Genomic DNA, 25,246 nt, shown 5'->3' with positions numbered 1-25,246 from the left:
TCAATACCTCCTAGCTTCATTTATAGTATACGTTTTAATTAGACATTATTTATGTCATATTTATTTATTTAGCTCAAATTAAAAAGTACATGTCATCAAAACATGTACTTCAAAACCTATTTTACATCTTCTTCAATTGGCGTTTTTAACATCTCTGCAAATATGGATTGTTTTGTGGTACTTTCTGCTACAGAAGTAGGAACTATGATCTTGGTTGCCTTACCATCTGCAAGCTTCTGTAATGCTTCAAATGATTTTAATTGCACAACTGTAGAATTTGCCTGAGCATCCTTTAACTTTTCCAGTCCTTTTGCTTCGGCTTCATACGTCATTTCAATTGCTTTAGCTTTACCTTGTGCAATTGCGATATCTGCATCACGCTTTGCCTCTGCACGTTTAACCATAGCTTTGGCTTCTCCATCAGCTTTTTTAATTTCTGATTCCTGGAAAGCTTCTGCCTGTAATATCTTTTCACGTTTTTCTCGTTCTGCCTTCATCTGCTTTTCCATAGCGTTCTTGATCTCAGCTGGTGGATCAATATTTTTCAATTCCACACGACTGACATTGATTCCCCAAGGATCTGTTGCTTCATCCAAAATTTCTTTTAACTTTATATTAATCGTATCACGAGATGTCAAAGCTTCATCCAATGTCATATCACCAATCAAATTACGCAAAGTTGTGGCAGCTAAATTTTCTAAGGCAAACAATGGATTTGCTGCACCATATGCGAATAATTTTGAATCGAAGATCTTAAAATAAACGACCGTATCTACATAAATTGATACATTATCTTTGGTAATAACAGATTGAGGTTCAAAATCTGCACATTGTTCTTTGCTGGTAGCCTTGCACACGACGCGTTCAAAGAATGGTATCAAGAAATGAATTCCTGCACTCCATGTTGTTTTATATTTTCCTAAAAATTCAATTACATACTCTTCTGTCTGTGGCACAATTCGTATCGTATAAAATAATATAAACCCAATAACTACAATAATCGCAATGATAAGTATAAACATAAAAAAACTCCTTTCTATAAAAATGATAAAACAAATAAGATGATAAACATGATGATTACTGCTCGTATCATGATATTAGAAATTTGAGCTTTAGATAATTTTCCCGGATTATTTCTCCATTGTTTTGTCAACTTATTATGGATTTGAATATGGCGAAAATAATTCTTTTTCTTCGCCTGATCATAACCATATAAAGGTTTTCCATTTAATATAGTTTTTTTATTTTTGCTTGACTCTCCATTTAAATTCATAAAGCCACTTCCTAATTATATTTTATCACAACAAAATTTTTATAATGTTAAAATTGTATAAATTATGATGATCACTCTTGTCCAGATATAATGATATAATCTATACGAGGAGATTTTTTCATGAAAGAAAACAAATATGATGATGATACATTTTTTAATAAATATCGCCAGATGTTTCGCTCACAAAAAGGATTGGATGGAGCCGGAGAATGGTATGAGCTCAAAAAGATATTACCTGATTTTAAAGAAAAACATGTACTAGATTTAGGATGTGGATATGGCTGGCACTGTAAATATGCTGCTGAGCATAAAGCTAAATCCGTTGTAGGTGTTGATATTTCAGAGAAAATGTTAAAAGTTGCTCAAGAAAAGAACCAGGATGATAAAATCACTTATATTCATTCAGCTATAGAAGATTTTGATACCGACCCTGAATCTTATGATGCCATTATTAGTTCTCTTGCCTTCCACTATATTAAAGATTATGATCGTTTGATAAATAATATCTATAAATGGTTAAAGCCAAATGGTGAATTTGTCTTTTCAGTCGAACACCCTATTTTTACATCCTATGGCAATCAAGACTGGTATTATGACAAAAAAGGAGAAATCCTTCATTTTCCTGTTGATAACTATTATTATGAAGGGCAGCGACAAGCAATATTTTTAGGTGAAGAAGTCATTAAATATCATAGGACATTAACTACATATTTAAACACTCTCTTAGAAAAAGGATTTGAACTCCAGCATGTGATTGAGCCAAAGCCACCAAAAGATATGATGGATCTACCTGGAATGAAAGACGAAATGAGACGCCCTATGATGTTATTAATAAGCGCAAGAAAAAGATAAACTAAAAACGAAGTAATAGATTACTTCGTTTTGTTTTAATCAATATCATCAAGATCTGTCATTACATCCTTACTTTTCCATTCCCAATGAATCAAAGCTGTTATGGCAGCCTTTACCATTATCAAAGCTCCAATTTGAATGATTTCATCTAAACTTCGAACCGTGATTGTTCTAGCAATCTCGGCAGCTAGTTTAAATGTTAACGCAACGCTTAATCCTTTTAATAAAGGTTTCTTAGTGTTTTTATCTTTGTTGAAGGCAACGACCATACTTTGAATTGCACTGCATACAATACAAAAAAGGGATAATGCTTCTAAAAAATAAACCGCCAAATATGCAAATAGATTTAAATATTCGTGTACAACTTCTATAAAATCGCTCATCTAATCCCCTTTCTTCTACATGCTATTATTTTGTTCTTGATATTTCGATATATACTAAACTTTATCGATCGTTTTTTTCATTATACCAAAAAATTATACCAAAAAAGTTTTTTTATTGTTCATTTCTATTAAAATCAAAATAAAGAGTGTATCTCAAAATACCAGATACACTCACTCTAATTATCATTTATCATTCATCAGTTTATCAATTAATTTAATAACACGTGTGGTATTCTTTCCATCTGTATAATACATATACTTTTTCTGAAAAGATTTAATACGCTGATCTTTGTTTTCTGATTTTATGACATTGGCCAACTCTTCTTCATCTTTGCAGATTGGCCCACAGAAATCTTTTCTTAAATCAACATTTAAACCAATCGTTTTATCATATTCATCAATATCATCTATATATGCAATCATCTTTTTATTCAATAACGAATAATCAAAAAGAATTGATGAATAATCACTGATCAAACAATCACTTACCGTAAATAAAGTATATAAATCTTCTTCATTCACATTAATTGCTTTAGAAGAATTTACTTTTACATCCCCCAACAATGGATGAAATTTATATAAGAAAAGATATTCATCGCTCAACATAGATTCAACTCTTTCAAAATCAAAAGATTTGATCTTAAAGCCATCTATAATATTGCCACGAAATGTAGGAGCATACAGACAAAGTTTTTTCCCAACACACATAGGATATTTTTTATAAAATTCTTCTTTATTTTTTTTCTGTAAAGAATCGTCCAACAACAAATCAATTCTTGGCATTCCTGTAACATGAACTTGTTCTTCACAAACCCCAAACGATTTGGCATATACAGGTTTCCATGCCTTGGCATTGCAGATGATCGCATCATAATTTCGAATTGGATATTGCCTTTTAATTTCATTTCCGAATTTTTTTATAGCACCACAGGCATGCCAAACCTGAAGAACTTTTGTCCCTTGAGGTTTACAATGACTAATCACATAATTATTATCATTGATAATGATCAAAGCTGACTTTTTATACTCTACCAGTTGTTTTAAACAATTCAGAAAGTATTTAAAATCACCTAAGAGATTTTTTTCAAATTCGATCAAATTATAATGAATATGATATTTGTTTTCTTTTTTCAGTAAATCATCAATTAATTTAAAATCACTGGCTAAATGAGATTGTGTCAAAGAAACAAAAGTGATGCGTTTCTTATCTTTCTTGACCCAAAACGTAAGGATGTCAACTATTTTTAAAGCTATATTTAAGATAAGTTTATTCAAAGACATATTAATGACCTGCCTTATAGATGATATCCACAACACGTTTTGATGCCTTGCCATCATCAAGGTTATTAAAACGCTGATTAAATACTTCCATTCTTGAATCATCATAGATTTGATTTTTGATATCCATCAACATCTCATTTTCCTCTTTGTATATCTTCCCTGGTAATTCTTTGTGAATATCCATGTAGAAACCTCTTAGATCCGTGGCATATTCTTCAATATCATACATATAGAAATAAATAGGTCGTTTTAATATTGCATAGTCAAAGAAAACACTCGAATAATCGGTAATCAAAACATCACTGATCACATACAAATCTTTGATATCATTATTCGCTGGAATTGAATATAAAAATCCATCCAGAGATCTATCATTTTCATATTTATTGATGATCAAATAATGCGGTTTAAACAAAACAACATATTCTTCCTGTAAGATTTCCTTCCATTTATGAAAATCTGCTTTTAACTCAAATGTATACCCCGCCGCAACATATGAATTATCACGCCATGTTGGAGCATAAAGTATGACTTTTTTATCCATAGGAATATTTAATTTCTTTTTAATTCTAAAAACATCGTCTTTTGTCGCATTTACGATAAAATCATTTCTTGGATACCCTGTCTCAATCAATCTCTCTTTATTGATTCCAAATGCACTTGGAAACACTTGGGAACAAAACGCATTTGGTGAAATCATATAGTTATATCGAGCTACATCCACATCGTAGGAATTGCACATTTGTTCATAAGTAACCGCAGAACGATAAAAAGTCGTATCTTCAGAAACATCTATATCATGTGCCAGGCGTTTTAAAGGTGTTCCATGCCATGTCTGAAGATAAAATTGATTCTCTTTTTTACAAATATATATAGGCATCTTACAATTTATGATCCAGTATTTTGCCTTTGACATATAGTAAAAATAGGAAAGACTGAAATATTCTTTTATTTCAGCACCTGGAATTGTTATGTTTTTACGTTTATGATCCTTAATAAACCATATAAAACGATATCCTTTAAATCTTTCATCTTGGACGATTTCTTCATAAATCGCTTTAGGATTATCTGAATATCCTTTTCCATGAAAAGATATAAAGATCATTAATTTATCATCCACTTTAAACAATTTATAAGTTAACTTATATGTGATCCTTATGATCTTACCGGCTATTTTCTTTATCTTTCGTAATATAAACATATCAACCCTCTTTTACCATCATTTTGATTGGAACAAATATCTTTTTTGATATCATATGAACAAAACGATCAAACACTTCTGCCATAATTCCTGTCATAACCAAACTAAATATAAAATATACTATCATATGTTCATCTATAAACTCTAAATGGTCCCCTATGATCATTGGAATCCTTTGAAGAATATATATACTAAAAATATGACTTCCTAACCATTTTAGCACAGGATTATCAATGTGAACGATCATAGACAGATGATTGATCAATAAAGTAAATACTAGAGCGTGAATTATATAAAACAACATCGCATTTCGCAATAGAATTGATATTAAAAATATAATTACCAAAACAGCTAAGGCCCAATAATATTTTTTCTTATCTTTCTGAACCATTTTTTCATATTTTGGTTTGATTTGAGCATACACCATACCAAGCCAGAAACAAAGAAAAGTATTGTACCATCTAGTCCCAGTCTGATACTGGGCCAGCAATACCATTGATATTAAAGAAAAAATCAAGACTAGACTTAATGACATTTTTCTATCTTTAGAAATCGTAAATGAAACATATGTGATCATATACAATAAAAGGATATCAAATAAGTACCAGTTGCTGTTTCCCACACTAATCCATCCTACACAAGATAATATGATTTCGATCGGATCAAAAAAACGTCCAAAGAAAGATTGAACAAGTAAAAATAAAACAATCGCAACCGAAAAATCAAAGATCAGTTCTAATACTTTGACGGGAATCGTTCTAATGTACGCCTCTTTTTTTCGGTTGATTGAAGTTAGGATGCCATAACCGGAATAGAATAAAAATGTTGTCACGACCAGCTGACCAAAGAAACCACGAACATTCATATAGATGAAATTCAATGGATATTCATGATCCAAATATCCTGCGAAATGACTTAAAAAAACTAAAAAAACAAATATCCCATTGATCTGAATCGTTGTGTCACGACTTATATAATCTCGATTGAAAAAATCAACTCTTACTCCGGTAATACATAAACAGAAAAAGATTAAAAGAATAAGCGTCATTAGATGATTTCATCCTTTCTCAATAACGTAATCAAACGTTCTGTATTCTTGCCATCATGGAAATCAACCAGTTTTGAATATCGTTTCTGATAAACTTCATCTTGACCATGGAAATAGTTAATATCAATTGCCTTGCTTAATTGATAAGGATTCATACAGATATCCCCATAAACATTTTCTTTATTCAACATCAATTTTGTCGTTGGGCCATAATTTGCCATACATTCATCTTTTTCTTCCCAATAGAAAATTACATTACAGCCGCGATAGAAGGCATCATAGGCAATGGAAGAATAGTCTGTGATCAAAATACGCGTATCCTTTAAAATTTCATCGTATTTATCCGTTACATTAAGATATTGTTTCAATTCAAATTCTGTATCCTTGATCGCATCAAAGAAAAGCGGATGTGGCAATACGATCAATTTATCTTTAAATTTTTCTGGAATTGCATCAACAATTCTTACCAGCATCTGATAATACTTCGTTTGAGTAAAATCATAACGAGCTTCATTATATTCCCAAGGTCTCCATGTAGGCATGACCACGATCTTATCCGCATCTTCATTCAAAGTATTTCTATCAAATTTAGGCAGACCGCAGACATAAATCGTTTCCGGATCATATCCGCCTAATTCAATAAAATGCCTAGCTTCTTCTACAGATGAAGTAACGACACGATATTTTCCTTCTGTTTTCATTGGTTTAAAGAAACTTCTAGATTCAGAATCTAATGAAACCATGTACATAACACCATGCTGCAAAAAGACATAATTCAAAGACTTGTCATTGATCTTATTTAGCGCATGTTTATTAGAGATTCTTAGATCAATCGCATGAACCAAAGCCTCTGAGCCCAAAAATGTCTTCGACATAAAGAAATATAAGTAATGTTTAAAAGATCCTTTATATAAGATATTTGTACGATACTTATTGGCAATTTCATGAAAATGTGAATAATTTTTATCTAAGATAAAATACGCATCCTTATATCCATCATCAATCAATTTCTCATATAAAACACTCGCACTTTCTTCATAACGACTGCTTTCTTTTTCATACAATAATACAATCTTTTTCTTTGGCATGATTTTTGATAAATAATAGGCAAGATCTAGTTTGATTTGTTCAATTGTTTTGTCTGTTAAATTCTTTTTTCGAACTGTCAAATACAAAATATTGTTTTTTGACTGACGAAAATAAGCCGATGTATTGTTCTTTTCAAAAATCTTGATAGGTCCTTGTTTATTCTTGCCTTTTCTTCTAGCCAAAGCACTATAAAGACATCCTTTTTCAAATCCATATCCATTTTCATCTTGATATACAAATTTTAATTTGTTCTGAATTTCAAATTCCATAATATCGCTTGTAGGAATCTCTACTTTATATGTAACGATTGATACATATTGATTTAAAGAAAACAATTTATTGATATGGCAAGGATAATTCTTTTCATTGATCTGACAATGAATCTTACCTAAATCAAATTCATATGCATTTCTCATTACGGCAACAGCCCAGACATTCATGCTATTGGATGTATTATGGAAACGATGAACGATATTGGCTAATTGAAAACTTGCATTATAATATGTTTCTTTCTTATCGTTCCAATACGCTTTTACATCTTTATCATAAAGATCAATTACTTGATCATACTTTTTTGATGCATCTGCACACATCTTTTTATAGATTTTTGTTGAAATCATCGTTCCTGCAAATGGCTTTGGTAAGATATATGCTGCTTTAGGACATTTGAATGTTTCTAACATCAAATTTATATATTGAGCCTTCCCCGACATGTTAATGACTAAACCAGGCTTAATGGAATAAAAGAAACGATTTCTTTCCTGATTGATAATTTTTCGTAGACCCCTATTGAATAATTTGTCAAAAAAAGTAAAAGACAAGCTTAGGCGAGCCTTAACAACTTGATAAAGGCTGAAATTGTATTTTTTAACTAAAGCTAAATAATCGACTTTTTCATTTAATTGTGATAAAAATTCAATTCTTTTATCATTCACAGCTCCTCTAAAACAAACAATAACCTTCTTATCTGGGTATTGATCTACCACTTTATCAATCTCATTTAAAAGATATTGATTTAATGCATCCCCTTTTAATGCCCCTACATAAACTAAAACAAGATCCTGCTTTTCATTCTTTTCCAAAATAAGATTTTTCTTCTCTCCATGCACCAAAAGATCCACAATTTTTTCAGGAATAAATAAATCTCTATAACGACAAAATTCATTTAAGAACTGCTCCATCAAAATATCTCTTGGATAGTTTATTTCATTTATCAATTTAACAACTGTCTCCACGATTGGAAAAGGAAGTTCTTCAATAGAAAAATAGGTTCCCCTTTCTTCCATATACTCATTTAAGTCATACGTAAATAAGATGATCTTCTTTTTCGTAATCGCAAAATCAAAAAAGACACTTGAATAATCTGTGACAAGAATATCACAGATACTTAAGAAATCATATGTTTCATATTCCTTAGGAAATGGTTTGATATGTTTGTATTTTGAATAATCCATTGTATTTCCTACAAGGAAATGAAGATTTACATAGAATATTTGATCATCTTCTAATTTTTTATCGATTTCTTCAAAATATTTTTCCAATATCTTTTTTTGAACGATCGCATCAGCTGTTCGATCACTTCCTCGCCATGTAGGCATATAGGCAATCAACTGTTTATCCATCAAGCCTAACTTTTGACGTAATTCTTCTTGAAAATCAAGATCTAAAAATACACTGTTGCGAGGATAATCACACATTAAAATATTGCCTCTATAAAGACTTTCTAACATGTAATCTTTCATAAAGACATTTCTTGTTAATAGATTTGGAAATAAAGCATAATCTGCCATTAAGTAGTTTTTCTGAATATTCGCAAGTGATTTGGCATTCTTTATATCGCTTTTACCCAAAGTTTTTAATGGTGTTCCATGCCAAGTATTTAAATAAATCTGATTATTTCTTTTTATAAAAAAAGGAGGAAATGAGTTATCCGTCAATAAATATTTACATGTTGCCAAAAGTTTTGCATACTCATCACTTAAGCGAACTACAAATTCTACATTGTAGCTATAAAAGGAAAACCTATCTTTGGCAGACTGTAATGTATCTTCTGTTACGACCCAGTAAACCTTGAACTTTTTCCACGCAGGATTTGTACAAAGTTCCCTGGCAATCGCAAACATATTCCCATTGATATTTTTCCCCTGCCCTGCTTCAAGTAAAAAGCCATTTGGATCAATATCTGTTTTTCGGTATTTCAGGTATGTATTTTGCACTCCTTTGACTTTTGTGATAACTCTTTTCAACATATTTATTCCCTCTTACTTATCTTTTAATTCTTCTTTCAACTGAGTTGTAGAAATACCCTGTGTTCTTGGCAAATACACAACTTCGCAGTATTCCTTTAAAAAATCAAATTTTCCTTTCCAGTCATCTCCCATGACAAAAACATCAACATTATATTTTTTAACATCTTCTATCTTTTGATCCCAACTTGTTTCTGGAATCACTTTATCAACATAGCGAATTGCCTCAACGATCTGCATACGATCTGTATCCTTGATCTGGCAAACTTTCCCTTTTTGAAGATTAAATTCATCACTACTTACCGCAACGATCAAATAATCACCTAACTCTTTTGCCCTTTTTAAAATATTTAAATGACCAATATGAAAAAGATCAAATGTTCCATAAGTAATAACTGTTTTCATGATATTCATCCTTTCATACATGTACACTATGTAGATTTTAGTATATTTCTTCTTTTTTTACAATTCTTCAAGATTTCATGTCATAAAGAAAAAGAAGATCGTATCAATCTTCTAATTAAACAAGGAAAAAAGCTTACGTTTTTTCTGTGGTGGCAACAATCTTTTCGCAAATTTTTCATCAAGAACTTTTTGTTTTTCCTTGCCTTTTAATGCGTTTAATTGTTCTACATACTCTGAATAATGTTCACACACTTGATTGATGTCACCAACTTCTTGAAGAACGCCGCCTTCAATCCACATTCCGGTCTTACAGAAATTTTTCACTTGTGACAAAGAATGCGATACGAAAAAAATCGTTTTTCCTTCATCATCTCTTAGCTGCATCATTCGATCCATGCATTTTTTCGCAAACCCCTTGTCCCCAACAGATAAAGCCTCATCAACGATAAAGATATCTGGATTTAATGCCAGAGATATTGAAAATCCCAATCTAGATTTCATACCACTGGAATACTTTTTGACAGGTTGATATAAAAAATCACCGAGTTCAGCAAAATTGACTACATCATCAATGATCTCATCAATTCTTTTTTTCTTTAAACCCATCAAAGCGCCTTTTACACGAATGTTTTCCAAACCTGTTAATTGTTGATTTAATCCCGTATTGATGGAAATCAAAGCCTGCTCTCCATTTACGTGAACACTTCCACTATCTATATCTGAAATCCCTGCCAATACCAAAGATAAGGTGGATTTCCCAGAACCATTGGTTCCTAAAATACCAACAACATCGCCTTTTTGAATTTCAAACGATACATCTTTTAAAGCATAAAATCGTTTTTTATCCTTTTTATACTGATTGTTCTTATTTTTTAATTCGTATATCTTAGATATATTTTCTACTTTTACCGCATAATCTTTCATATATGTATCCTCTATATCAAATCAATAAATTTCTTTTTAAATTTATACATCAACATACAACCAATCACAAAAAGAATAAGAACAACACCCCAAAAATATAAAGTTAAGGCTGGGTGATCTAAAAAAGTCTTTCCATAAAAAATAGAATCACGATATCCAGAAATAATATAGTAGGCTGGATTTAATTTCATGATCGTATTCAAAATATTATGAAATGGTACATGGCTGGCAAAATGGCATTCCCAAATAACAGGTGAAAAATACATAAACATACGAATCAATGATTTTACTAATTTTCTAATATCACGATATAACATCGTCAAAACAGAAAGGATCAAAGAAACAGCTTCCGCAAACATGAAAGCACAGAATGCATAATAAATGATTCCTAGCCAATGAATATTAGGAAAATATCCACACAATAATAAAGTAATAAACGCGATAATCAACATACAACCATGATTAAACATTTCTTTAGCACAAACTGTGGCCGGTAAAACTGATACGGGAAACTTCATTTTTGTGATGACATTGATCTTTGAAAAGATTGCCGTGCACCCATTTTGAATACATGGCTGAATGAACCACCATGCTGAATACCCAACGATCAACCATGGCAGATAACTTACAACGATTCCATTGACTTCTATTGGTTTTCGATTCCAAGCCACACCAAAGATCAACCAATACGTAAAAACTTGAATAGCTGGCGAAGCAAAATTCCAGAAAATACCGAATTTGGAATCGCGCATATCAGCTAATAATTCATATTTCGCAATACAGTAAATACGATATAAATTTGAAAAGTTTTCCTTTATTACATATTGAACACTTTTAAACATACTATCTCCTTTTGTGCCATCATTATACCATAAATGAGATTTCATATATTATATCTACATTTTTGTTTTATACAAATATCCTATATATGAAAAAGTCCGCTATTTTGTAGCGGACACAAAACGCATTCTTCCTCCTTTCTAACTACTATATTAGAAAGGAAAAGTGACAAAAGAATGACAATGCATAATTATTTACTCATCTTGATCATCATTGTTTTCTTCACTATCATCTTCAGCTAGATCAGAAAACTCCATATCTTCATCATCGGAATCCTCATCAATTGCGATTGAATCTGTATCAAGTACGCTTTCTGAATATGTATGACGACTTCTTAGATCCCATACATTTTGAGGAAGATTCAAGAATCGCCCATCCATTGAAAGATCTGTATAAAACTGTGCAATATTATCTTCTTTTTGACTTACACTCAATCCCAACTTTGCACTTACAGTATTCCATAATTCAATAAAAGGAACACCATTTTCATAATCATTCATTACTTCATATGCTACATCAGTCATTGATTGTTTCATAATACATAAACTCCTTACAACTACATTGATTCTACAGCTTCAACACCAACTGTTTCTAAAGCATTTGCCAACACGATCTGTGTTGCCTTTACAAGCGCTAATCTTTGTGAACTTAGTTTCATATTGTCTCTATCAATTACTTTACATGCATTATAGAAACTATGGAATTTAGAAGCTAAAGTTTGAATATAATGACAAACTTTATGAACTTGTCTTGTTTTTGCACTCTCGATAATAACTTTATTGAATTCCTGAAGTGTCTTCATCAATTCAATTTCTTTTTCATCTGTTAGATCTTCAAAAGAATCCGCCAGTTCTATATCCTTTGCCTGTTTCTGAATTGAACACATACGAGCGTGAGCATATTGTGCATAATATACCGGATTATCATTTGATTGACGCTTTGCCAACTCTATATCAAAATCCAGATGTGAATCCAATGCTCTTTGTACAAAGAAATATCTCGCCGCATCGACTCCTACACTGTCGCATAATTCATTGATCGTTGTGGCATTTCCTAAACGTTTAGACATCTTCACTTCTTTTCCATCACTAACTAAACGAACCATCTGAATGATATCTACATTTAGTTTGTCTGGATCATTCCCTAAAGCCTGCATACTAGCCTTTAATCTAGGAATATATCCATGATGATCAGCTCCTAGAAAATCTACCAGTAAATCATATCCACGTTTATATTTATCATTATGATATGCGATATCTGGAACTAAATATGTATAAGATCCATCTGTTTTTCTTAATACACGGTCTTTATCATCGCCTAATTCAGTTGTCTTGAACCAAAGCGCTCCTTCAGATTCATAAGTATAGCCTTTTTCATCAAGTACTTTTAAGGCTCTGTCTACATCTCCTGAATCACGAATCGTTTGTTCACTTGACCATACATCAAAATGAACACGATAATTATCAAGATCGGCCTTGATCTTATCTAATTCGAATTTAATTCCTTCTTTTCTAAAGAATTTTAAGTTTTCTTCAGTTGGTTCTAAATATTTTTCAGGATAATCTTTGGCAAGCTGTTCAGCCTTTTGTTTAACATCTTCACCTAAATAACCATCCTGGCCTATTTCAGTTTCAATACCGTGTGCCTGACGATAACGAGCATTTAATGATAATGCAAGATTAGTGATCTGATTTCCCGCATCATTTACATAGTATTCACGAGTCACATCATATCCTGCTTTTTTCATGATCCTTGCACAGCTATCTCCCCATGCAGCTCCACGTGCATGACCTAGATGGAGCGAACCTGTTGGGTTGGCACTTACATATTCTAGATTGACCTTAATACCATTTGAAGGTTGTTGACCAAAATTCTCACGTTTACTTAAAACTTCTTCGATTACTTTTGTAAAACGTCCTTTTGAAAGAATAAAGTTGATAAATCCTGGTCCGGCAATATCCATTTTTTCTACATTTTCGCTTTCAATATTGGCTACGATCTTTTCCGCAATCATTCTTGGATTCTGTCTCAACTGTCGTGTTAACTGCATTGCGACATTGGTAGAAAAATCGCCATGATCTTTTACCTTAGGTGTTTCGATAACAATATTGTTTTCTTCTAGTTCAATATCAAATGCTTTCTTTACCGCTTCTTTTATTGCCTGCTTCAATTCTATATCAATGGATTTCATGTAATTCCTCCTCATTCATCTTATAGAGTATAAAATGAAAATTTTGACTGTCTTTTCCCTGGAGCAGTTCATAAACAACTTCTACATAATTTTTATCTATTTTATATAGAGTTGTTCTACATTGCAAGTCTATTTGTCCAAAGTCCGTACGAATATGCCCTTGGGTACTATGATCCTGCCGCAGAGTTAAATGAACATTGGCTTCGGAAATTGTCTCGATGATCAATCCTTTTTCAAAGACTTTCCAAACATATGTTCTCTCTTCATCTTGAAAAACTAATTTTTCTTTTGATAGATTGGATTCAATCAATGCCTTGCCTTCATAAATGACTTGATTTGAGATCTTATCGATCAGCTGAATTTTTGTTTTCATAGCTCATGCATAATATCATACATTTGATTTTTTTCAATAGCAAAAACCTTGTTTTTAAAGGATTTCTTCATAAAGGATTTCTTCATATAAAAATAGAGCTAAGAACATATTCTTAACTCTTACTGATTTCTATATAGGAACTATCCTCTTTTTTAAATGGGACCAAATTGGCTTTATCTAGAGCTACCATGATTGCAGGAATGAGTATTAGCTGCAAGATGATACCGGGTAAAGCCTGAATGATAGCACCACTTAAAAACATCGTAAAAGTAAATCCGCCTTCTCCTATTCCAAGCAACACCATCTCAATAACAGCCCATACGATCCTTCCAGCTATCATAGCCATGATCATTGATTTATAAAGGGCAATCACGCATTGCCATTTTCCTTTATTAAACAACCACCCTGATACAATTCCATAGGTAGCTAATTCAAATGACATTGCAATTCCTGTTGGATAAATTGGTGGCATGCCAAATAAAGCATAACGCATCAATGGCAATAAAAATCCAATCACACCACCATATTTCCAACCACAAATAAACCCACATAAAAAAACGGGAATATGCATCGGCAATAACATACTTCCAATTTGAGGTATCTGACCTGTAAAAAAAGGTAAGATTAATCCTAACGCAAAAAACATCGCACTCAATGAAATCTTTTTAACCATAAAATTCCTCTTTTCTAAAAGTTATAGAAATTTTTCTATAGCTATTATTTATTGATCAGTTTCTTCACACATTCACTTGCCAATAACAAACCTGCACTTGCTGGTACGAAGATCATGCTTGGTAATGGCTTTCCTGCTTCTACAGGTCTTGGAGGTTCCGTAGAACAAACGACCCATATCTTATTTCGAATTTTGTTTTTTCGTTTCCAATTTCGCATTCTTTTCGCAATTGGATCATAACTTGTCTTTTCCAGTTCCATTATTTCAAGTTTTGACGGATCTAACCGTCTAGCTGTTCCCATACTTGATAAAAATGGGATATCTCTTTGAATGCATGCCATGGCCAAATCCTGTTTTGATTTTATCGAATCAATACAATCAATCACAAAATCAATTCTTTGTGAAAATATCTTCTCATCCATCGAGCAATCATAAAAACAGTCATATGTATCAACCTTGCATTCTGGATTTAAGGTTTGGATCCTCTTTTTCATAACAGCAACCTTGACTTGATCAATTGTTTCCGTGGTAGCCAACAACTGACGATTAATATTGCTGGATTCGATTTTATCTTTATCCACTAAAATCAAGTGGCCAATTCCTGTACGCGCCAAAGCTTCGACACAAAAAGAACCAACACCTCCAATGCCAACGACCAATACTGTTTTATTCTTTAAAATCTCTAAAGCTTCATTCCCCAGCAGCAAAGCACTTCTTTCGTTATTCATATAACCACTCTTTCACAGACTTTACGATTTGTCCTTCGTCTTCTCGATCAAACCAATGAACCTTCATTTGGTTTTTAAACCATGTATATTGTCTTTTGGCATATTGACGTGAATGAACTTTTATTTTATCTTTCACTTCTTCCAACGTTCTGGTATGTTCAAAATATTCTTTGAATTCTTTATATCCGATTCCTTGAAAACTTGTATAACCCCATGTTTGCGGATCTGAAAATAATTCTTCCACTTCCTTAACAAGTCCTTCTTTAAACATTAAATCAACTCGTTTATTAATTCTCTCATGAAGAATATCTCTATCTATATCCAGTCCAAGAAAAAATATATCATATAAAGGCTCATGACATTGTTCTTCTTCTCTTTGTGTTTTATTTTTACCACTGTGTGCTATTTGTAAAGCTCTGATTACTCTTTTTCGGTTATTTGGATGAATCTTTTCAAGGGCTTTTTCATCTTTTTGTTTGAGAAGTTCAACAAGCTGTTCGTTTGATAGAGAATGTAAATACGCTGTGTATTCTGTATCTTCCTGTTCTTCTTCAAATTCATAATCATATAAAGCGGCTTTTAGATATAATCCTGTCCCTCCACATAATATAGGCAGTTTATTTTTATTTTGAATTGTCTGGATCGCATCGCGACATTTTGTTTGAAAGATCATTACATTATATGGTTCATCATATTCCTGTTCATCCAAAAGATAATGAGGAATCCCTTCCTTTTCTCTTTCGGTAACTTTTGCGGTTCCAATGTTCATTTGTTTATAAACCTGCATACTGTCACAAGATATGATTTCTCCATCAAACAACTTGGCAAGCCTAATAGATAAACTTGTCTTTCCAATTCCTGTTGGTCCTACGATCGCAAGTATTTTCTTTCTATCCACGTTCAAATTCCTTTCTTAGATCATGATCGCTCATCGTGATGATGGTTGGTCTTCCATGAGGACAATGATAAGGTTGTTTGCATTTCTTTAAATCTTCAATTACTTGTTTCATTTCATCCATGGTCAAAGAACGATTAAATCGAATTGAACTATGACAGGCCATTGTAGCCAAAACATGTTTTCTAAGCTTGGACATATCAATTTCATTGTCTTTTTCAAAAAAATCTAAAAGATCGTATAAAAATGCTTCTTCATGTACATCCTGAAACCATAATGGAATTTCTCTTACGATCAACTGATCGTTTCCAAATGGTTCAAATTCTAAGCCAAAGAAAGATGTTTTTTCATTGATCGTATTTACTTGTGACATTATATTGGATGATACATCAAGTTGAATCGGCAGCATCAAAGGTTGAAGATTGTTACAAGGCTTATTTAAAGTTTCCTGTAACATTTCATAATGATATCTTTCTTGAGCTGCGTGTTGATCTATAATGACCAAGCCTTCTTCGTTTTCACATAAAATATATGAATCTTTTAATTGTCCAATTACTTTTAAATGATAAAAGAATTCATATCCTACTGCTTTTTCTACGCTTTCAATTTCTTGAATTGATTCTTCTTTTTGAAGTTCTGGTTTTGTCAAAACTTCAAGTTCTGCAGGATATTCGATCTTTTCTTCTTTGATGCTAGGATTTGTCTTTATAGGATAATCATATGATTTTTCATATTCTTCTTTTTTCTTAAATCCCTTTTCAATGATTGATTCTGTCTTTCTTTCATTTTTTATTGGATAGGGAAAATTCAATGTTTCCTGTTCAAAGATTGGAGTTTTTACTTTTGGCTTGATTTGCACAGTTTGCAGCGAATTACTTAAAGAATCTCGAATCGTATTTTTGACAAGTTCTAAAAGATCATTTTGTTTCGATAAACGAACTTCCCATTTATTTGGATGGACATTGACATCCACCAATTGTGCATCGGATTCAATTTGCAATACCACAATAGGAAAACGATTTGGTGGTAAAAAATGTGAATATGCATCCAATATTGCCTTTTGGATCGGAACGCTTCGAATCAGACGAGTGTTTAGCGTAATATACATAAAATACTTAGTAGCACGGTTGATCTTAGGTTGAATGGCATAACCATGAATCTTAAAATCATCATTTTTTCCTTCAAAATAAACCGCATTTTCCGCAACTTCTCTACCATACATCTGATAAAGAATCTCCTGGATTTTTCCGTTTCCGCTTGTTTGAAACACAACTCTTCCGTCATGTGATAATTTAAAGCGAATCTCAGGATGAGATAAAGCCATCTTATTCACGATATCCGCAATAACCGAAAATTCATAACTTGGGCTTTTTAAATGTTTAAAGCGAGCTGGAGTTTTGACGAAAAGACCTGAAATATCTATTTTAGTTCCTCTAGGACAAGATGAAGATTCTTCACAGATCAATTCTCCATAGCTGTATCTTATTAAAGTAGATTCGTTTGAATCATTGGTATTCAGTTCGACTTTAGCGACAGATGCGATACTAGGCAGAGCTTCTCCACGGAATCCCATCGTATGAATATTGAAAAGATCTTCTTCTGAATGCATCTTACTGGTGGCATGGCGCATAAAAGCTAAATGAGCATCTTCTTTGTCCATACCTATTCCATCATCTGTAATGATCAATCTTTCGATACCGCCTTGGAAAGCTTCAATTTCAATTGTCTTGGCTTTAGCATCAATGCTATTTTCAACGCATTCTTTTACAATGCCTGCTGGTCTTTCAACTACTTCTCCGGCAGCAATCATATTTGTCAAATGTTCGCTTAAAACATGTATCTTGGACATGAAAGCCTCCTTAATCTATTTCATTTGATAATTTCTTTAATTCATATAAACAATCTAAAGCTTCACGTGGTGTCATAGAATCTATATCCAATTGTTGTAATCTCTGCAGTAATTCTGATTTTTCAGGCTGCACTGGATCCATGACAAATAAACTTGGTTGATACCCTTTTGTATCATCCCTGTTTTCATATTCATTCAATAATTGTTTTGCACGATCTAAAACGACTTTCGGTAAGTGAGCCAGACGTGCAACATTGATACCATATGATTTATCCGCTTTTCCTTCTACAATACGATATCTAAATTCAATTTCTTCTTTCTTTTCTCTTACATCTACATGAACATTATGCATAGAAGGATGTTCTTGTTCCATATCGGTTAGTTCATGATAGTGTGTTGAAAACAAAGTTTTTGCCTGAATAGCTTCATCAATATATTCCAACATTGCCTGAGCCAATGCCATTCCATCATATGTAGCTGTACCTCGACCAATTTCATCAAAAAGAATCAATGAATGCTTTGTCGCATAACGCAATGCGATGTTTGCTTCCATCATTTCCACCATAAATGTAGATTTTCCAGTTAAGATATCATCGCTGGCACCAATTCGTGTAAAGATACGATCAAAGATAGGCATCACTGCTTTTTTACATGGTATAAAACTTCCCATTTGTGCCATGATCACCAACAAAGCATTCTGACGCATGTATGTTGATTTACCACCCATGTTTGGTCCTGTGATCAATTGAATGGTTTCATTTTTGTTCATCTTCCAATCGTTAGAAACATATTTTTTCTTTTTCATTCGATCATCCAGGATTGGATGTTTCCCTTCTACAATATCAATACTAGATTCTGCATGAAATTCAGGACATACGTATCCTTTATCACTAGCAAGCAGCGATAAAGATACAAATACATCAATTGTCGCAAGAGCTTTAGCACATGTATGAAGATCAAAAAGATTTTCTTTGATCTTTGATAATAGATCATCAAATAATGCCTGCTCTAATTTTACTTTTTCTTCCTGAGCATGCAGTATTTGATCTTCTTTTTCTTTTAATTCCTGCGTTATAAAACGTGTTGCATTGGCAAGTGTTTGTTTAGGTACATATCCAAATTCATCTTTAATAGCCGATAAATTTCCATTTCGTACTTCGATATAATATCCAAAAACACGATTGTAACCAATTTTTAATGATTTAACTTGTGTTCTTTCTCTTTCTTTAGCCTCGAGTTCTAAAATAAAGTCTTTGCCTTGTTTGGCAATCATTCGAATTTGATCAAGCTGTGCATTATAACCATCATTAAAAACGCCACCCTCTTTTAAAGTCAAAGGAGGATTATCCACAATAGCACCTTGGATCGTTTCATATAATTCATGGCAGTCATTTACATTCTGAAATTCTGACCAACCTTCTATATTAGCGGCAAGATTTAATATAGGTTTGGCATGTTCTAAAGTCGCGACAAGCTGAAGGACATCTCTTGGGCTTGCATTTCCATAAGCCATACGACTTGCCAAACGTTCCATATCATATACATAGACAAGATGTTCTTTTAGATTTTCTCGTAATAAAAAATCTTCTGTCAAAGTTTTAACCGCTTTTTGACGTTTGATGATTTCATTAACATCAATTAATGGCATTTCGATCCACCGCTTCAAAAGTCTGGAACCCATTGCACTTTGACAACGATCCATAAAGCTCCATAAGCTTTCTGCTTTTGCACTAGTAGAATGTGAACTGGTTAATTCCAGATGATTTTTGGTTTCAAAATCCATGACCAGGACTTTTTCCATATCCATTGATTCCATCGGCATAAAATGATCAATATGCTGTTTCTGTGTTTCTTTTAAATAAGCCATCAACAGCGAAAATGCATTGATCAAATTTTCACTAGGATTTAAAGGAAGCAACTTTTCATCCTCAGAATCTAAAGAAGCTTTCTTCTGCAAAGAAACTAGAATGCTGTCCATTTCTTCAAATGCATTTAACCATCTCTTATCAAAAGACATTGGTAATACCACTTCACTGACATGCTGTTCCATCAAAGCTTTCTGTAAACTTACCAATGATCTTTCTAAAGTCTGATATTTTAGCTCACCTGTGCTTAATTCACAATATATGACAACAATCTCAAAACTCGATACTGAAACAGAGGCCATATAGTTGGTTTGTTTTTCATCCAAAGCACTATCCATATATGTTCCTGGTGTGATGATTTTTATGATTCCTCGATCCACTAGTCCTTTTGACAGGCTTGGATCGGATAGCTGTTCGCATATAGCTACTTTATAGCCCTTCTTTACAAGTCTTTGAATATATGAATTGGCCGCATGGTAAGGTATGCCACACATCGGTACTTTTTCTTCAACGCCTGCACTTCTTCCAGTTAGTACAAGATTCAATTCTTGACTGGCAATTTTCGCATCTTCAAAAAACATTTCATAAAAATCTCCCAGACGATAAAAAAGGATCGAATCTGGATTCTCTTCTTTTAATTTTATATAGTGCATCATCATTGGAGTATATTTTTTCTCTGCCATAAATTAACCTCTTCAACTCAAGTATTATATCAAATTTTTTGGTCTAAACATAAATTATGTTATACTAATTAATAACTTAGGGGGCATAGTAAGTGAAACATACCATAACAATCAAGAATCATACATTTTCTTTCGATATAGGTTTTATTGGAATCCTGATCCTGTTTGGACTCACTAGTTTCTTTTCCTTATATAATGCATTTAATCTTATCAGTGATGGAAGTGGATTAGGATATCTAGGTCGTCAGATCATGTGGTATATCATTGGTTTTGGTGCATTAACCATCATTACAATGATTCAAAATGAAGTAATATATCGTTATATTCGAAAAATATATAATTTTTTATTAATATGTCTTGCCTACTTGTTTATTTCATCATTGTTGATTAGTGTTACAGGTAACACAAATATTCACCTGCCATTTGCACCATCAATCAATGGTTCTGTTTCGTGGTTTCAGTTTCCAATTGTAGGTAGCTTTCAACCTAGTGAATTTATAAAAATTGTTTTGATCATCATGACATCTCAAACAATCAATATTCATCAAGATAAATATCCAGAACAAACATGGCAAAATGACTTAAAACTTTTAATTGAACTTGCCAAGATATTATTGCCTCCATTAATCCTGATCTTTCTTCAGCCGGATACCGGATTATGTCTTATCATCTGTTTTAATACTTTAGTCTTGTTAATGTGCTCTGGTATTAAAAAACAATATGTATGGATCCTTGCAGCATTGATCATTCTCTTTATCGGTGGATTCTTCTTTTTATACTTCCAATTTCCGGATGTCTTATCATCTTTTATCTCAGCTTATCGTTTACAGCGTATTGAATCCTGGCTGGATCCAGAAAGTTATATTACAGGTAGTTCCAACCAGCTATATACTGCCTTGTTATCACTTGGAAGTGCCGGACTGACAGGCTATGGTTTACAGGCAAACATCATTGCCATTCCAGAAGCTCATACAGACTTTATCTTTGCGGCAATTGGGCAGTGTTTTGGATTATTAGGTACAACTTTCATCTTATTTATATGTATGCTGATGGATTTGTATTTATGTAAGATTGCTTATAATACTAAAAATAAAACAGATCGTTTTATCGTCATAGGCATCATTTCTATGTTGTTATATCAACAAATACAAAATTTAGGAATGATCGTTGGTTTATTACCAATCACCGGTATTACTTTACCACTTATTTCATATGGTGGAAGTAGTATTTTATCTTATTTTATTGCCTTTGGTATCATCATGAATATCTCTCCATTATCTAAAAACAATATTGAGATACACCCTCCAAAATTTAAAAAATTCAAAAAGATAAAGAGAACAAAAAAATCAAGGTTATCATTGAGATAACCTTTTAATATAGATTCTTTAAACGTTTTAAATATGAATACTTGCGATAGCGGGCGAATCGAACGTATTTATCCGAAGTACTGATCATTATTTCTGATATTCCATTTAAATCAGTTTCCAAGTGATCATATCCAGCATGTGCTAAACTCAAATCTTCACCTTTTACCAAAATTTTTCGATCAGATTTCATGATATATGGAGAGCGTAAAGAATGATGTGATTTATGAGCTATCGGCATAATTTCACAAAGCTGTAATACATTAAGTCCAGAATCAATTACAGCCCCCTGTAAAGCTCTATTAATGGCAGTCGAACCGGCTTGTGTGCTGACACAGATACCAGAACCTGTAGTATGTTCAAAAAATTCACCATCGATATATACATCAAGTGATAATGTTTTTAATAACGATTCAATACGAACTTCGTTTAACGCATAAAAGATTTCCTCTTTTTGCGGTGACGAAAATTTCAATAAAGGTGCTTTTTCTATATTGCATTCATCTTGCCTGATATCATTGATAAATGCATCAATTTCTTTATCCGTATAATCTGTAAAAAAACCTAATGTTCCAGTGTGAATTCCCACAAAAGATATATGATCTAGTTTATCTAAATGTTCATGGATACTTCTTAGTAATGTTCCATCTCCACCAACAGATAAAACCAGTTCAAAATCAGATTTATCAAATTTCCAGCCTGTTTCTTCACATCGTCTACGTAAATAATCAGAAACTTCTTTAGAATGATCATCCGGACGAGAAATAATCGTAAACCGCATCAATACCACTTTCCTTTCAATTAAAACCATTGTACCATATTTTATGGTAGGTGATTTAAATGGAAAACTATATTGAAAGAGAATTAAAAATTTTAGTAAGCAAAGAACAATTTCAAAAAATCTTAAATTCATATGAATTTAAGAAACCAATAATACAAACAAATACATACTACGATACAAATGATCAAAAAATCAAACATATGAATGGTGCATTAAGAATACGTACGATTGAAAATACACATATCTTTACTCTAAAAATAAAAAAGGATTCAATAACACATTATGAATATGAAAAAGAAATACAAACAACCAATATAAATGAAATTAAGGATCCAGAAATTTTAGGTTGGATCCAACAATATGATATTCCAACCAATATAAAACCGATAACATCATTTCGAACCGAAAGATATACATATAATTTTGAACATGGACAATTATGTGCTGATATTACATCATATGAAAATCATATCGATTATGAATTGGAATATGAATACATAGATAATCATGATGGTATCTCGTTTTTCAATCATATATTAAACAATATAAATACGAAATATGAAAAAAATTGCCCTAGCAAAATTGCCAGAGCAATGAATGATCAAAACTTATGTGTTAAACGATAGAAGAAGGACTTTGAGTTATATTCTTCTTCTTTTTTCTTATATTCTTCTATTTCTTTTTTCATGGATTCAATAGAAGAATTTTCTTCCTTTAACATCTGATTTTCATATTCTAATTTTTCAATTGTTTCATCTTTTGACTTCTGTTCCAATAAGAAGGTTTGTTGATGTTTTTCTAATTCTATCGCTAATCTTTCCTGATATAATTGTTCTATTTTTTGTTGAGATTTTTCTTTTTCTTCTATAATAGCTTTTAATTTATCATTCTCATACCGTAATTCCATCTCTACAGTAGATACTTCATGTTTTTCTTTTCTGAAGTAATTTGATAATTTTTCTACCCCTTCTGCCTTTATTGTAATACGTCTTGTTTCTGGATTTTTATACTTCCAATCCTTGTCTGGATAATCTTTTACTAATTTTGCTACTGCCTTATCTACTGTATTTCTTGATTTAGAAAAATGCTGGCAGATCTGAGAAATATCCATATCATAAAACACGTCGATTGGCTTTTCATTTTCTAACATGTCGATCCCCTTTCCTATGATTTTCATACATCAGCATTTTCTTTTCAGAGTTGATTATAGCACAATATTTTTTTAAAATCTACAACTTCATAGGAAATTCATATGTATTTTTCACATCCGATAATTTATATAGGATTCTTATTTCTCTTTTTCATATTACAATCACACTTATTTTTGTTATTCATATGAATTAAAAATCAATCTTTTCTATTTCATATGATTTAACATTTTATACTACTCTCATTCATATGAAATTAATAATTCATTTATACTGTTAAATATTTTTCATATTTTATTCATATGACTAATCAGAATATGTATTATATAATTTATTTAAAGATATTTCTATAATATATGATTTTCATATATTTAAATCATATATTATTTACTATTCATATGATTTTAACAAAAATATTTGTCCATGTGTTCTTATTTCATATATTAATCGTATGATTTAGTAAAAATAATATGAAAACCGGTTGAAAAATCATATATTATTCATAAAAACAAGAAAAATCGTATGATTATTCATAAATAATTCATACGATTGATAAGATATAGTTATTTTCTTCCTTCAAAAGCCTTTAATAGAGTATGTGCATCTGTATAATCTAAATGTCCGCCCATTGGTATACCGTGAGCAAGCCTTGTTACCTTAGTTCTTCCATCTAATAGCTTTGTAATATATAAAGCTGTTGTTTCTCCTTCTACTGTAGGATCTGTCGCAATAATCACTTCCTCTATGTCATCATTTATTCTATTCACTAACGATTGTATGTTTAAATTCTCCGGTAAGATACCTTTCTGAATATTAATCAATCCATTTAAAACATGATATACACCATTATATTCCTGCATAGATTCTATCGCAGCTATATCTTTAGGAGATTGTACAACACATATAACATTATGATTCCTTGTATCATTCATACAAAATTCACATTTATCTCCATCTGATAGATTGCCACACACTTCGCAACGTTTAATACCATCTTTAATAGAAGATAGGGAAGTGATAAATTCATTTATCCACTCCTCATCCCAATTTAATGTAGTAAAAGCATATCTTTCAGCTGTTTTTCTTCCTACACCTGGTAATTTAGAATACGCCTGGATCAAATCTTCGAATTTCTTTGGATACATAATATCTAT

At 32.0% G+C, this 25,246-nt stretch carries 24 protein-coding genes; 3 read left to right on the top strand and 21 right to left on the bottom strand.

Annotated elements, in window-relative coordinates; translation table 11 throughout:
• Positions 1–116 precede the first annotated feature (116 nt).
• Both HMPREF0367_RS04625 and HMPREF0367_RS04620 read right to left on the bottom strand, forming a co-directional pair.
• Positions 117–1,022: an SPFH domain-containing protein gene (locus HMPREF0367_RS04625; protein WP_022356615.1), complete on the bottom strand. Its 906-nt coding sequence runs from the start codon at positions 1,020–1,022 to the stop codon at positions 117–119.
• Positions 1,023–1,036: 14 nt separating this feature from the next.
• Positions 1,037–1,273 (bottom strand): hypothetical protein, encoded by a 237-nt coding sequence (locus tag HMPREF0367_RS04620; RefSeq protein WP_035401620.1) that lies wholly within the window; start codon positions 1,271–1,273, stop codon positions 1,037–1,039.
• Positions 1,274–1,393: 120 nt separating this feature from the next.
• On the opposite strand from HMPREF0367_RS04620, the gene HMPREF0367_RS04615 reads away from it, so the two are divergent.
• Positions 1,394–2,125: a class I SAM-dependent methyltransferase gene (locus HMPREF0367_RS04615; RefSeq protein WP_035401618.1), complete on the top strand. Its 732-nt coding sequence runs from the start codon at positions 1,394–1,396 to the stop codon at positions 2,123–2,125.
• Between the two features lie 35 nt (positions 2,126–2,160).
• Here HMPREF0367_RS04615 and HMPREF0367_RS10015 read toward each other — a convergent pair whose 3' ends face one another.
• The 16 genes from HMPREF0367_RS10015 to mutS all read right to left on the bottom strand — a co-directional run bounded on the left by HMPREF0367_RS10015 (position 2,161) and on the right by mutS (position 20,799).
• Positions 2,161–2,508: a DUF1622 domain-containing protein gene (locus tag HMPREF0367_RS10015; RefSeq protein WP_051335176.1), complete on the bottom strand. Its 348-nt coding sequence runs from the start codon at positions 2,506–2,508 to the stop codon at positions 2,161–2,163.
• Positions 2,509–2,691: 183 nt separating this feature from the next.
• Positions 2,692–3,789: a CDP-glycerol glycerophosphotransferase family protein gene (locus HMPREF0367_RS04605; RefSeq protein ID WP_035401615.1), complete on the bottom strand. Its 1,098-nt coding sequence runs from the start codon at positions 3,787–3,789 to the stop codon at positions 2,692–2,694.
• Position 3,790: 1 nt separating this feature from the next.
• A complete protein-coding gene (locus HMPREF0367_RS04600; RefSeq protein WP_035401612.1) occupies positions 3,791–4,990 on the bottom strand; it encodes a CDP-glycerol glycerophosphotransferase family protein in 1,200 nt (399 codons plus the stop codon).
• Position 4,991: 1 nt separating this feature from the next.
• A complete protein-coding gene (locus HMPREF0367_RS04595) occupies positions 4,992–6,038 on the bottom strand; it encodes a hypothetical protein (protein WP_035401609.1) in 1,047 nt (348 codons plus the stop codon).
• Complete coding sequence (locus tag HMPREF0367_RS04590) at positions 6,038–9,376, bottom strand: CDP-glycerol glycerophosphotransferase family protein (protein ID WP_035401606.1); 3,339 nt, start codon at positions 9,374–9,376, stop codon at positions 6,038–6,040. Before HMPREF0367_RS04590 ends, HMPREF0367_RS04595 begins: the two co-directional genes overlap by 1 nt.
• Positions 9,377–9,388: 12 nt before the next feature.
• On the bottom strand, positions 9,389–9,778 hold the full coding sequence (tagD, locus tag HMPREF0367_RS04585; protein ID WP_022356607.1) for a glycerol-3-phosphate cytidylyltransferase: 390 nt from the start codon (positions 9,776–9,778) through the stop codon (positions 9,389–9,391).
• A gap of 111 nt (positions 9,779–9,889) precedes the next feature.
• The gene (locus HMPREF0367_RS04580) at positions 9,890–10,702 is read right to left on the bottom strand and encodes an ABC transporter ATP-binding protein (protein WP_022356606.1); all 813 of its coding nucleotides are present in this window, start codon (positions 10,700–10,702) and stop codon (positions 9,890–9,892) included.
• An 11-nt stretch (positions 10,703–10,713) separates the two neighbouring features.
• Positions 10,714–11,544 (bottom strand): ABC transporter permease, encoded by an 831-nt coding sequence (locus HMPREF0367_RS04575; protein ID WP_022356605.1) that lies wholly within the window; start codon positions 11,542–11,544, stop codon positions 10,714–10,716.
• A gap of 192 nt (positions 11,545–11,736) precedes the next feature.
• Complete coding sequence (gene rpoE / locus HMPREF0367_RS04570) at positions 11,737–12,078, bottom strand: DNA-directed RNA polymerase subunit delta (protein ID WP_022356604.1); 342 nt, start codon at positions 12,076–12,078, stop codon at positions 11,737–11,739.
• 20 nt (positions 12,079–12,098) lie between these two features.
• Complete coding sequence (gene argS / locus HMPREF0367_RS04565; RefSeq protein ID WP_015535989.1) at positions 12,099–13,733, bottom strand: arginine--tRNA ligase; 1,635 nt, start codon at positions 13,731–13,733, stop codon at positions 12,099–12,101.
• On the bottom strand, positions 13,720–14,106 hold the full coding sequence (locus tag HMPREF0367_RS04560) for a DUF1934 family protein (protein WP_035401603.1): 387 nt from the start codon (positions 14,104–14,106) through the stop codon (positions 13,720–13,722). Before HMPREF0367_RS04560 ends, argS begins: the two co-directional genes overlap by 14 nt.
• Before the next feature lie 112 nt (positions 14,107–14,218).
• Positions 14,219–14,779, bottom strand: coding sequence for an ECF transporter S component (locus HMPREF0367_RS04555; RefSeq protein WP_022356603.1), 561 nt, complete (start codon positions 14,777–14,779; stop codon positions 14,219–14,221).
• 44 nt (positions 14,780–14,823) lie between these two features.
• Positions 14,824–15,507, bottom strand: a complete 684-nt coding sequence (locus HMPREF0367_RS04550) for a tRNA threonylcarbamoyladenosine dehydratase (protein ID WP_035401600.1) — start codon at positions 15,505–15,507, stop codon at positions 14,824–14,826.
• Positions 15,500–16,405: a tRNA (adenosine(37)-N6)-dimethylallyltransferase MiaA gene (miaA, locus tag HMPREF0367_RS04545; RefSeq protein ID WP_022356601.1), complete on the bottom strand. Its 906-nt coding sequence runs from the start codon at positions 16,403–16,405 to the stop codon at positions 15,500–15,502. The genes HMPREF0367_RS04550 and miaA overlap by 8 nt, the downstream gene beginning before the upstream one ends.
• Positions 16,398–18,251 (bottom strand): DNA mismatch repair endonuclease MutL, encoded by a 1,854-nt coding sequence (gene mutL / locus HMPREF0367_RS04540; RefSeq protein ID WP_035401597.1) that lies wholly within the window; start codon positions 18,249–18,251, stop codon positions 16,398–16,400. The genes miaA and mutL overlap by 8 nt, the downstream gene beginning before the upstream one ends.
• 10 nt (positions 18,252–18,261) lie before the next feature.
• A complete protein-coding gene (gene mutS / locus HMPREF0367_RS04535) occupies positions 18,262–20,799 on the bottom strand; it encodes a DNA mismatch repair protein MutS (protein WP_035401595.1) in 2,538 nt (845 codons plus the stop codon).
• Between the two features lie 92 nt (positions 20,800–20,891).
• Between mutS and HMPREF0367_RS04530 the strand changes: the two genes are divergently transcribed.
• Entirely contained in the window at positions 20,892–22,166 is a 1,275-nt protein-coding gene (locus HMPREF0367_RS04530) for an FtsW/RodA/SpoVE family cell cycle protein (RefSeq protein WP_051335175.1), read from the top strand.
• Positions 22,167–22,170: 4 nt separating this feature from the next.
• On the opposite strand, the gene HMPREF0367_RS04525 is transcribed toward HMPREF0367_RS04530, so the two are convergent.
• Positions 22,171–22,944, bottom strand: coding sequence for an NAD(+)/NADH kinase (locus HMPREF0367_RS04525; protein WP_035401592.1), 774 nt, complete (start codon positions 22,942–22,944; stop codon positions 22,171–22,173).
• A 59-nt stretch (positions 22,945–23,003) separates the two neighbouring features.
• Between HMPREF0367_RS04525 and HMPREF0367_RS04520 the strand changes: the two genes are divergently transcribed.
• Positions 23,004–23,570, top strand: coding sequence for a CYTH domain-containing protein (locus tag HMPREF0367_RS04520; protein ID WP_035401591.1), 567 nt, complete (start codon positions 23,004–23,006; stop codon positions 23,568–23,570).
• On the opposite strand, the gene HMPREF0367_RS04515 is transcribed toward HMPREF0367_RS04520, so the two are convergent.
• Both HMPREF0367_RS04515 and recR read right to left on the bottom strand, forming a co-directional pair.
• Positions 23,546–24,094, bottom strand: a complete 549-nt coding sequence (locus tag HMPREF0367_RS04515; protein WP_248660663.1) for a hypothetical protein — start codon at positions 24,092–24,094, stop codon at positions 23,546–23,548. The genes HMPREF0367_RS04520 and HMPREF0367_RS04515 overlap by 25 nt on opposite strands.
• A gap of 561 nt (positions 24,095–24,655) precedes the next feature.
• Positions 24,656–25,237: a recombination mediator RecR gene (gene recR / locus HMPREF0367_RS04510; protein ID WP_035401585.1), complete on the bottom strand. Its 582-nt coding sequence runs from the start codon at positions 25,235–25,237 to the stop codon at positions 24,656–24,658.
• Positions 25,238–25,246 lie beyond the last annotated feature (9 nt).

Source organism: Faecalitalea cylindroides ATCC 27803, assembly GCF_000469305.1.
Classification (GTDB): Bacteria; Bacillota_I; Bacilli_A; order Erysipelotrichales; family Erysipelotrichaceae; genus Faecalitalea; species Faecalitalea cylindroides.
Note: the sequence above shows the minus strand (reverse complement) of the source record. Positions and strands in the feature narration are given on the sequence as shown.

Bases quoted from the DNA above. Each gene is read 5' to 3' on its own strand.
- HMPREF0367_RS04595 (WP_035401609.1), bottom strand. From the start codon at position 6,038: ATGACGCTTATTCTTTTAATCTTTTTCTGTTTATGTATTACCGGAGTA.
- HMPREF0367_RS04590 (WP_035401606.1), bottom strand. From the start codon at position 9,376: ATGTTGAAAAGAGTTATCACAAAAGTCAAAGGAGTGCAAAATACATAC.
- tagD (WP_022356607.1), bottom strand. From the start codon at position 9,778: ATGAAAACAGTTATTACTTATGGAACATTTGATCTTTTTCATATTGGT.
- mutS (WP_035401595.1), bottom strand. From the start codon at position 20,799: ATGGCAGAGAAAAAATATACTCCAATGATGATGCACTATATAAAATTA.
- mutL (WP_035401597.1), bottom strand. From the start codon at position 18,251: ATGTCCAAGATACATGTTTTAAGCGAACATTTGACAAATATGATTGCT.
- rpoE (WP_022356604.1), bottom strand. From the start codon at position 12,078: ATGAAACAATCAATGACTGATGTAGCATATGAAGTAATGAATGATTAT.
- HMPREF0367_RS04555 (WP_022356603.1), bottom strand. From the start codon at position 14,779: ATGGTTAAAAAGATTTCATTGAGTGCGATGTTTTTTGCGTTAGGATTA.
- HMPREF0367_RS04575 (WP_022356605.1), bottom strand. From the start codon at position 11,544: ATGTTTAAAAGTGTTCAATATGTAATAAAGGAAAACTTTTCAAATTTA.
- argS (WP_015535989.1), bottom strand. From the start codon at position 13,733: ATGAAATCCATTGATATAGAATTGAAGCAGGCAATAAAAGAAGCGGTA.
- HMPREF0367_RS04515 (WP_248660663.1), bottom strand. From the start codon at position 24,094: ATGTTAGAAAATGAAAAGCCAATCGACGTGTTTTATGATATGGATATT.
- HMPREF0367_RS04520 (WP_035401591.1), top strand. From the start codon at position 23,004: ATGGAAAACTATATTGAAAGAGAATTAAAAATTTTAGTAAGCAAAGAA.
- HMPREF0367_RS04605 (WP_035401615.1), bottom strand. From the start codon at position 3,789: ATGTCTTTGAATAAACTTATCTTAAATATAGCTTTAAAAATAGTTGAC.
- HMPREF0367_RS10015 (WP_051335176.1), bottom strand. From the start codon at position 2,508: ATGAGCGATTTTATAGAAGTTGTACACGAATATTTAAATCTATTTGCA.
- HMPREF0367_RS04615 (WP_035401618.1), top strand. From the start codon at position 1,394: ATGAAAGAAAACAAATATGATGATGATACATTTTTTAATAAATATCGC.
- HMPREF0367_RS04580 (WP_022356606.1), bottom strand. From the start codon at position 10,702: ATGAAAGATTATGCGGTAAAAGTAGAAAATATATCTAAGATATACGAA.
- HMPREF0367_RS04625 (WP_022356615.1), bottom strand. From the start codon at position 1,022: ATGTTTATACTTATCATTGCGATTATTGTAGTTATTGGGTTTATATTA.
- recR (WP_035401585.1), bottom strand. From the start codon at position 25,237: ATGTATCCAAAGAAATTCGAAGATTTGATCCAGGCGTATTCTAAATTA.
- HMPREF0367_RS04525 (WP_035401592.1), bottom strand. From the start codon at position 22,944: ATGCGGTTTACGATTATTTCTCGTCCGGATGATCATTCTAAAGAAGTT.
- HMPREF0367_RS04560 (WP_035401603.1), bottom strand. From the start codon at position 14,106: ATGAAAACAAAAATTCAGCTGATCGATAAGATCTCAAATCAAGTCATT.
- HMPREF0367_RS04550 (WP_035401600.1), bottom strand. From the start codon at position 15,507: ATGAATAACGAAAGAAGTGCTTTGCTGCTGGGGAATGAAGCTTTAGAG.
- HMPREF0367_RS04600 (WP_035401612.1), bottom strand. From the start codon at position 4,990: ATGTTTATATTACGAAAGATAAAGAAAATAGCCGGTAAGATCATAAGG.
- HMPREF0367_RS04620 (WP_035401620.1), bottom strand. From the start codon at position 1,273: ATGAATTTAAATGGAGAGTCAAGCAAAAATAAAAAAACTATATTAAAT.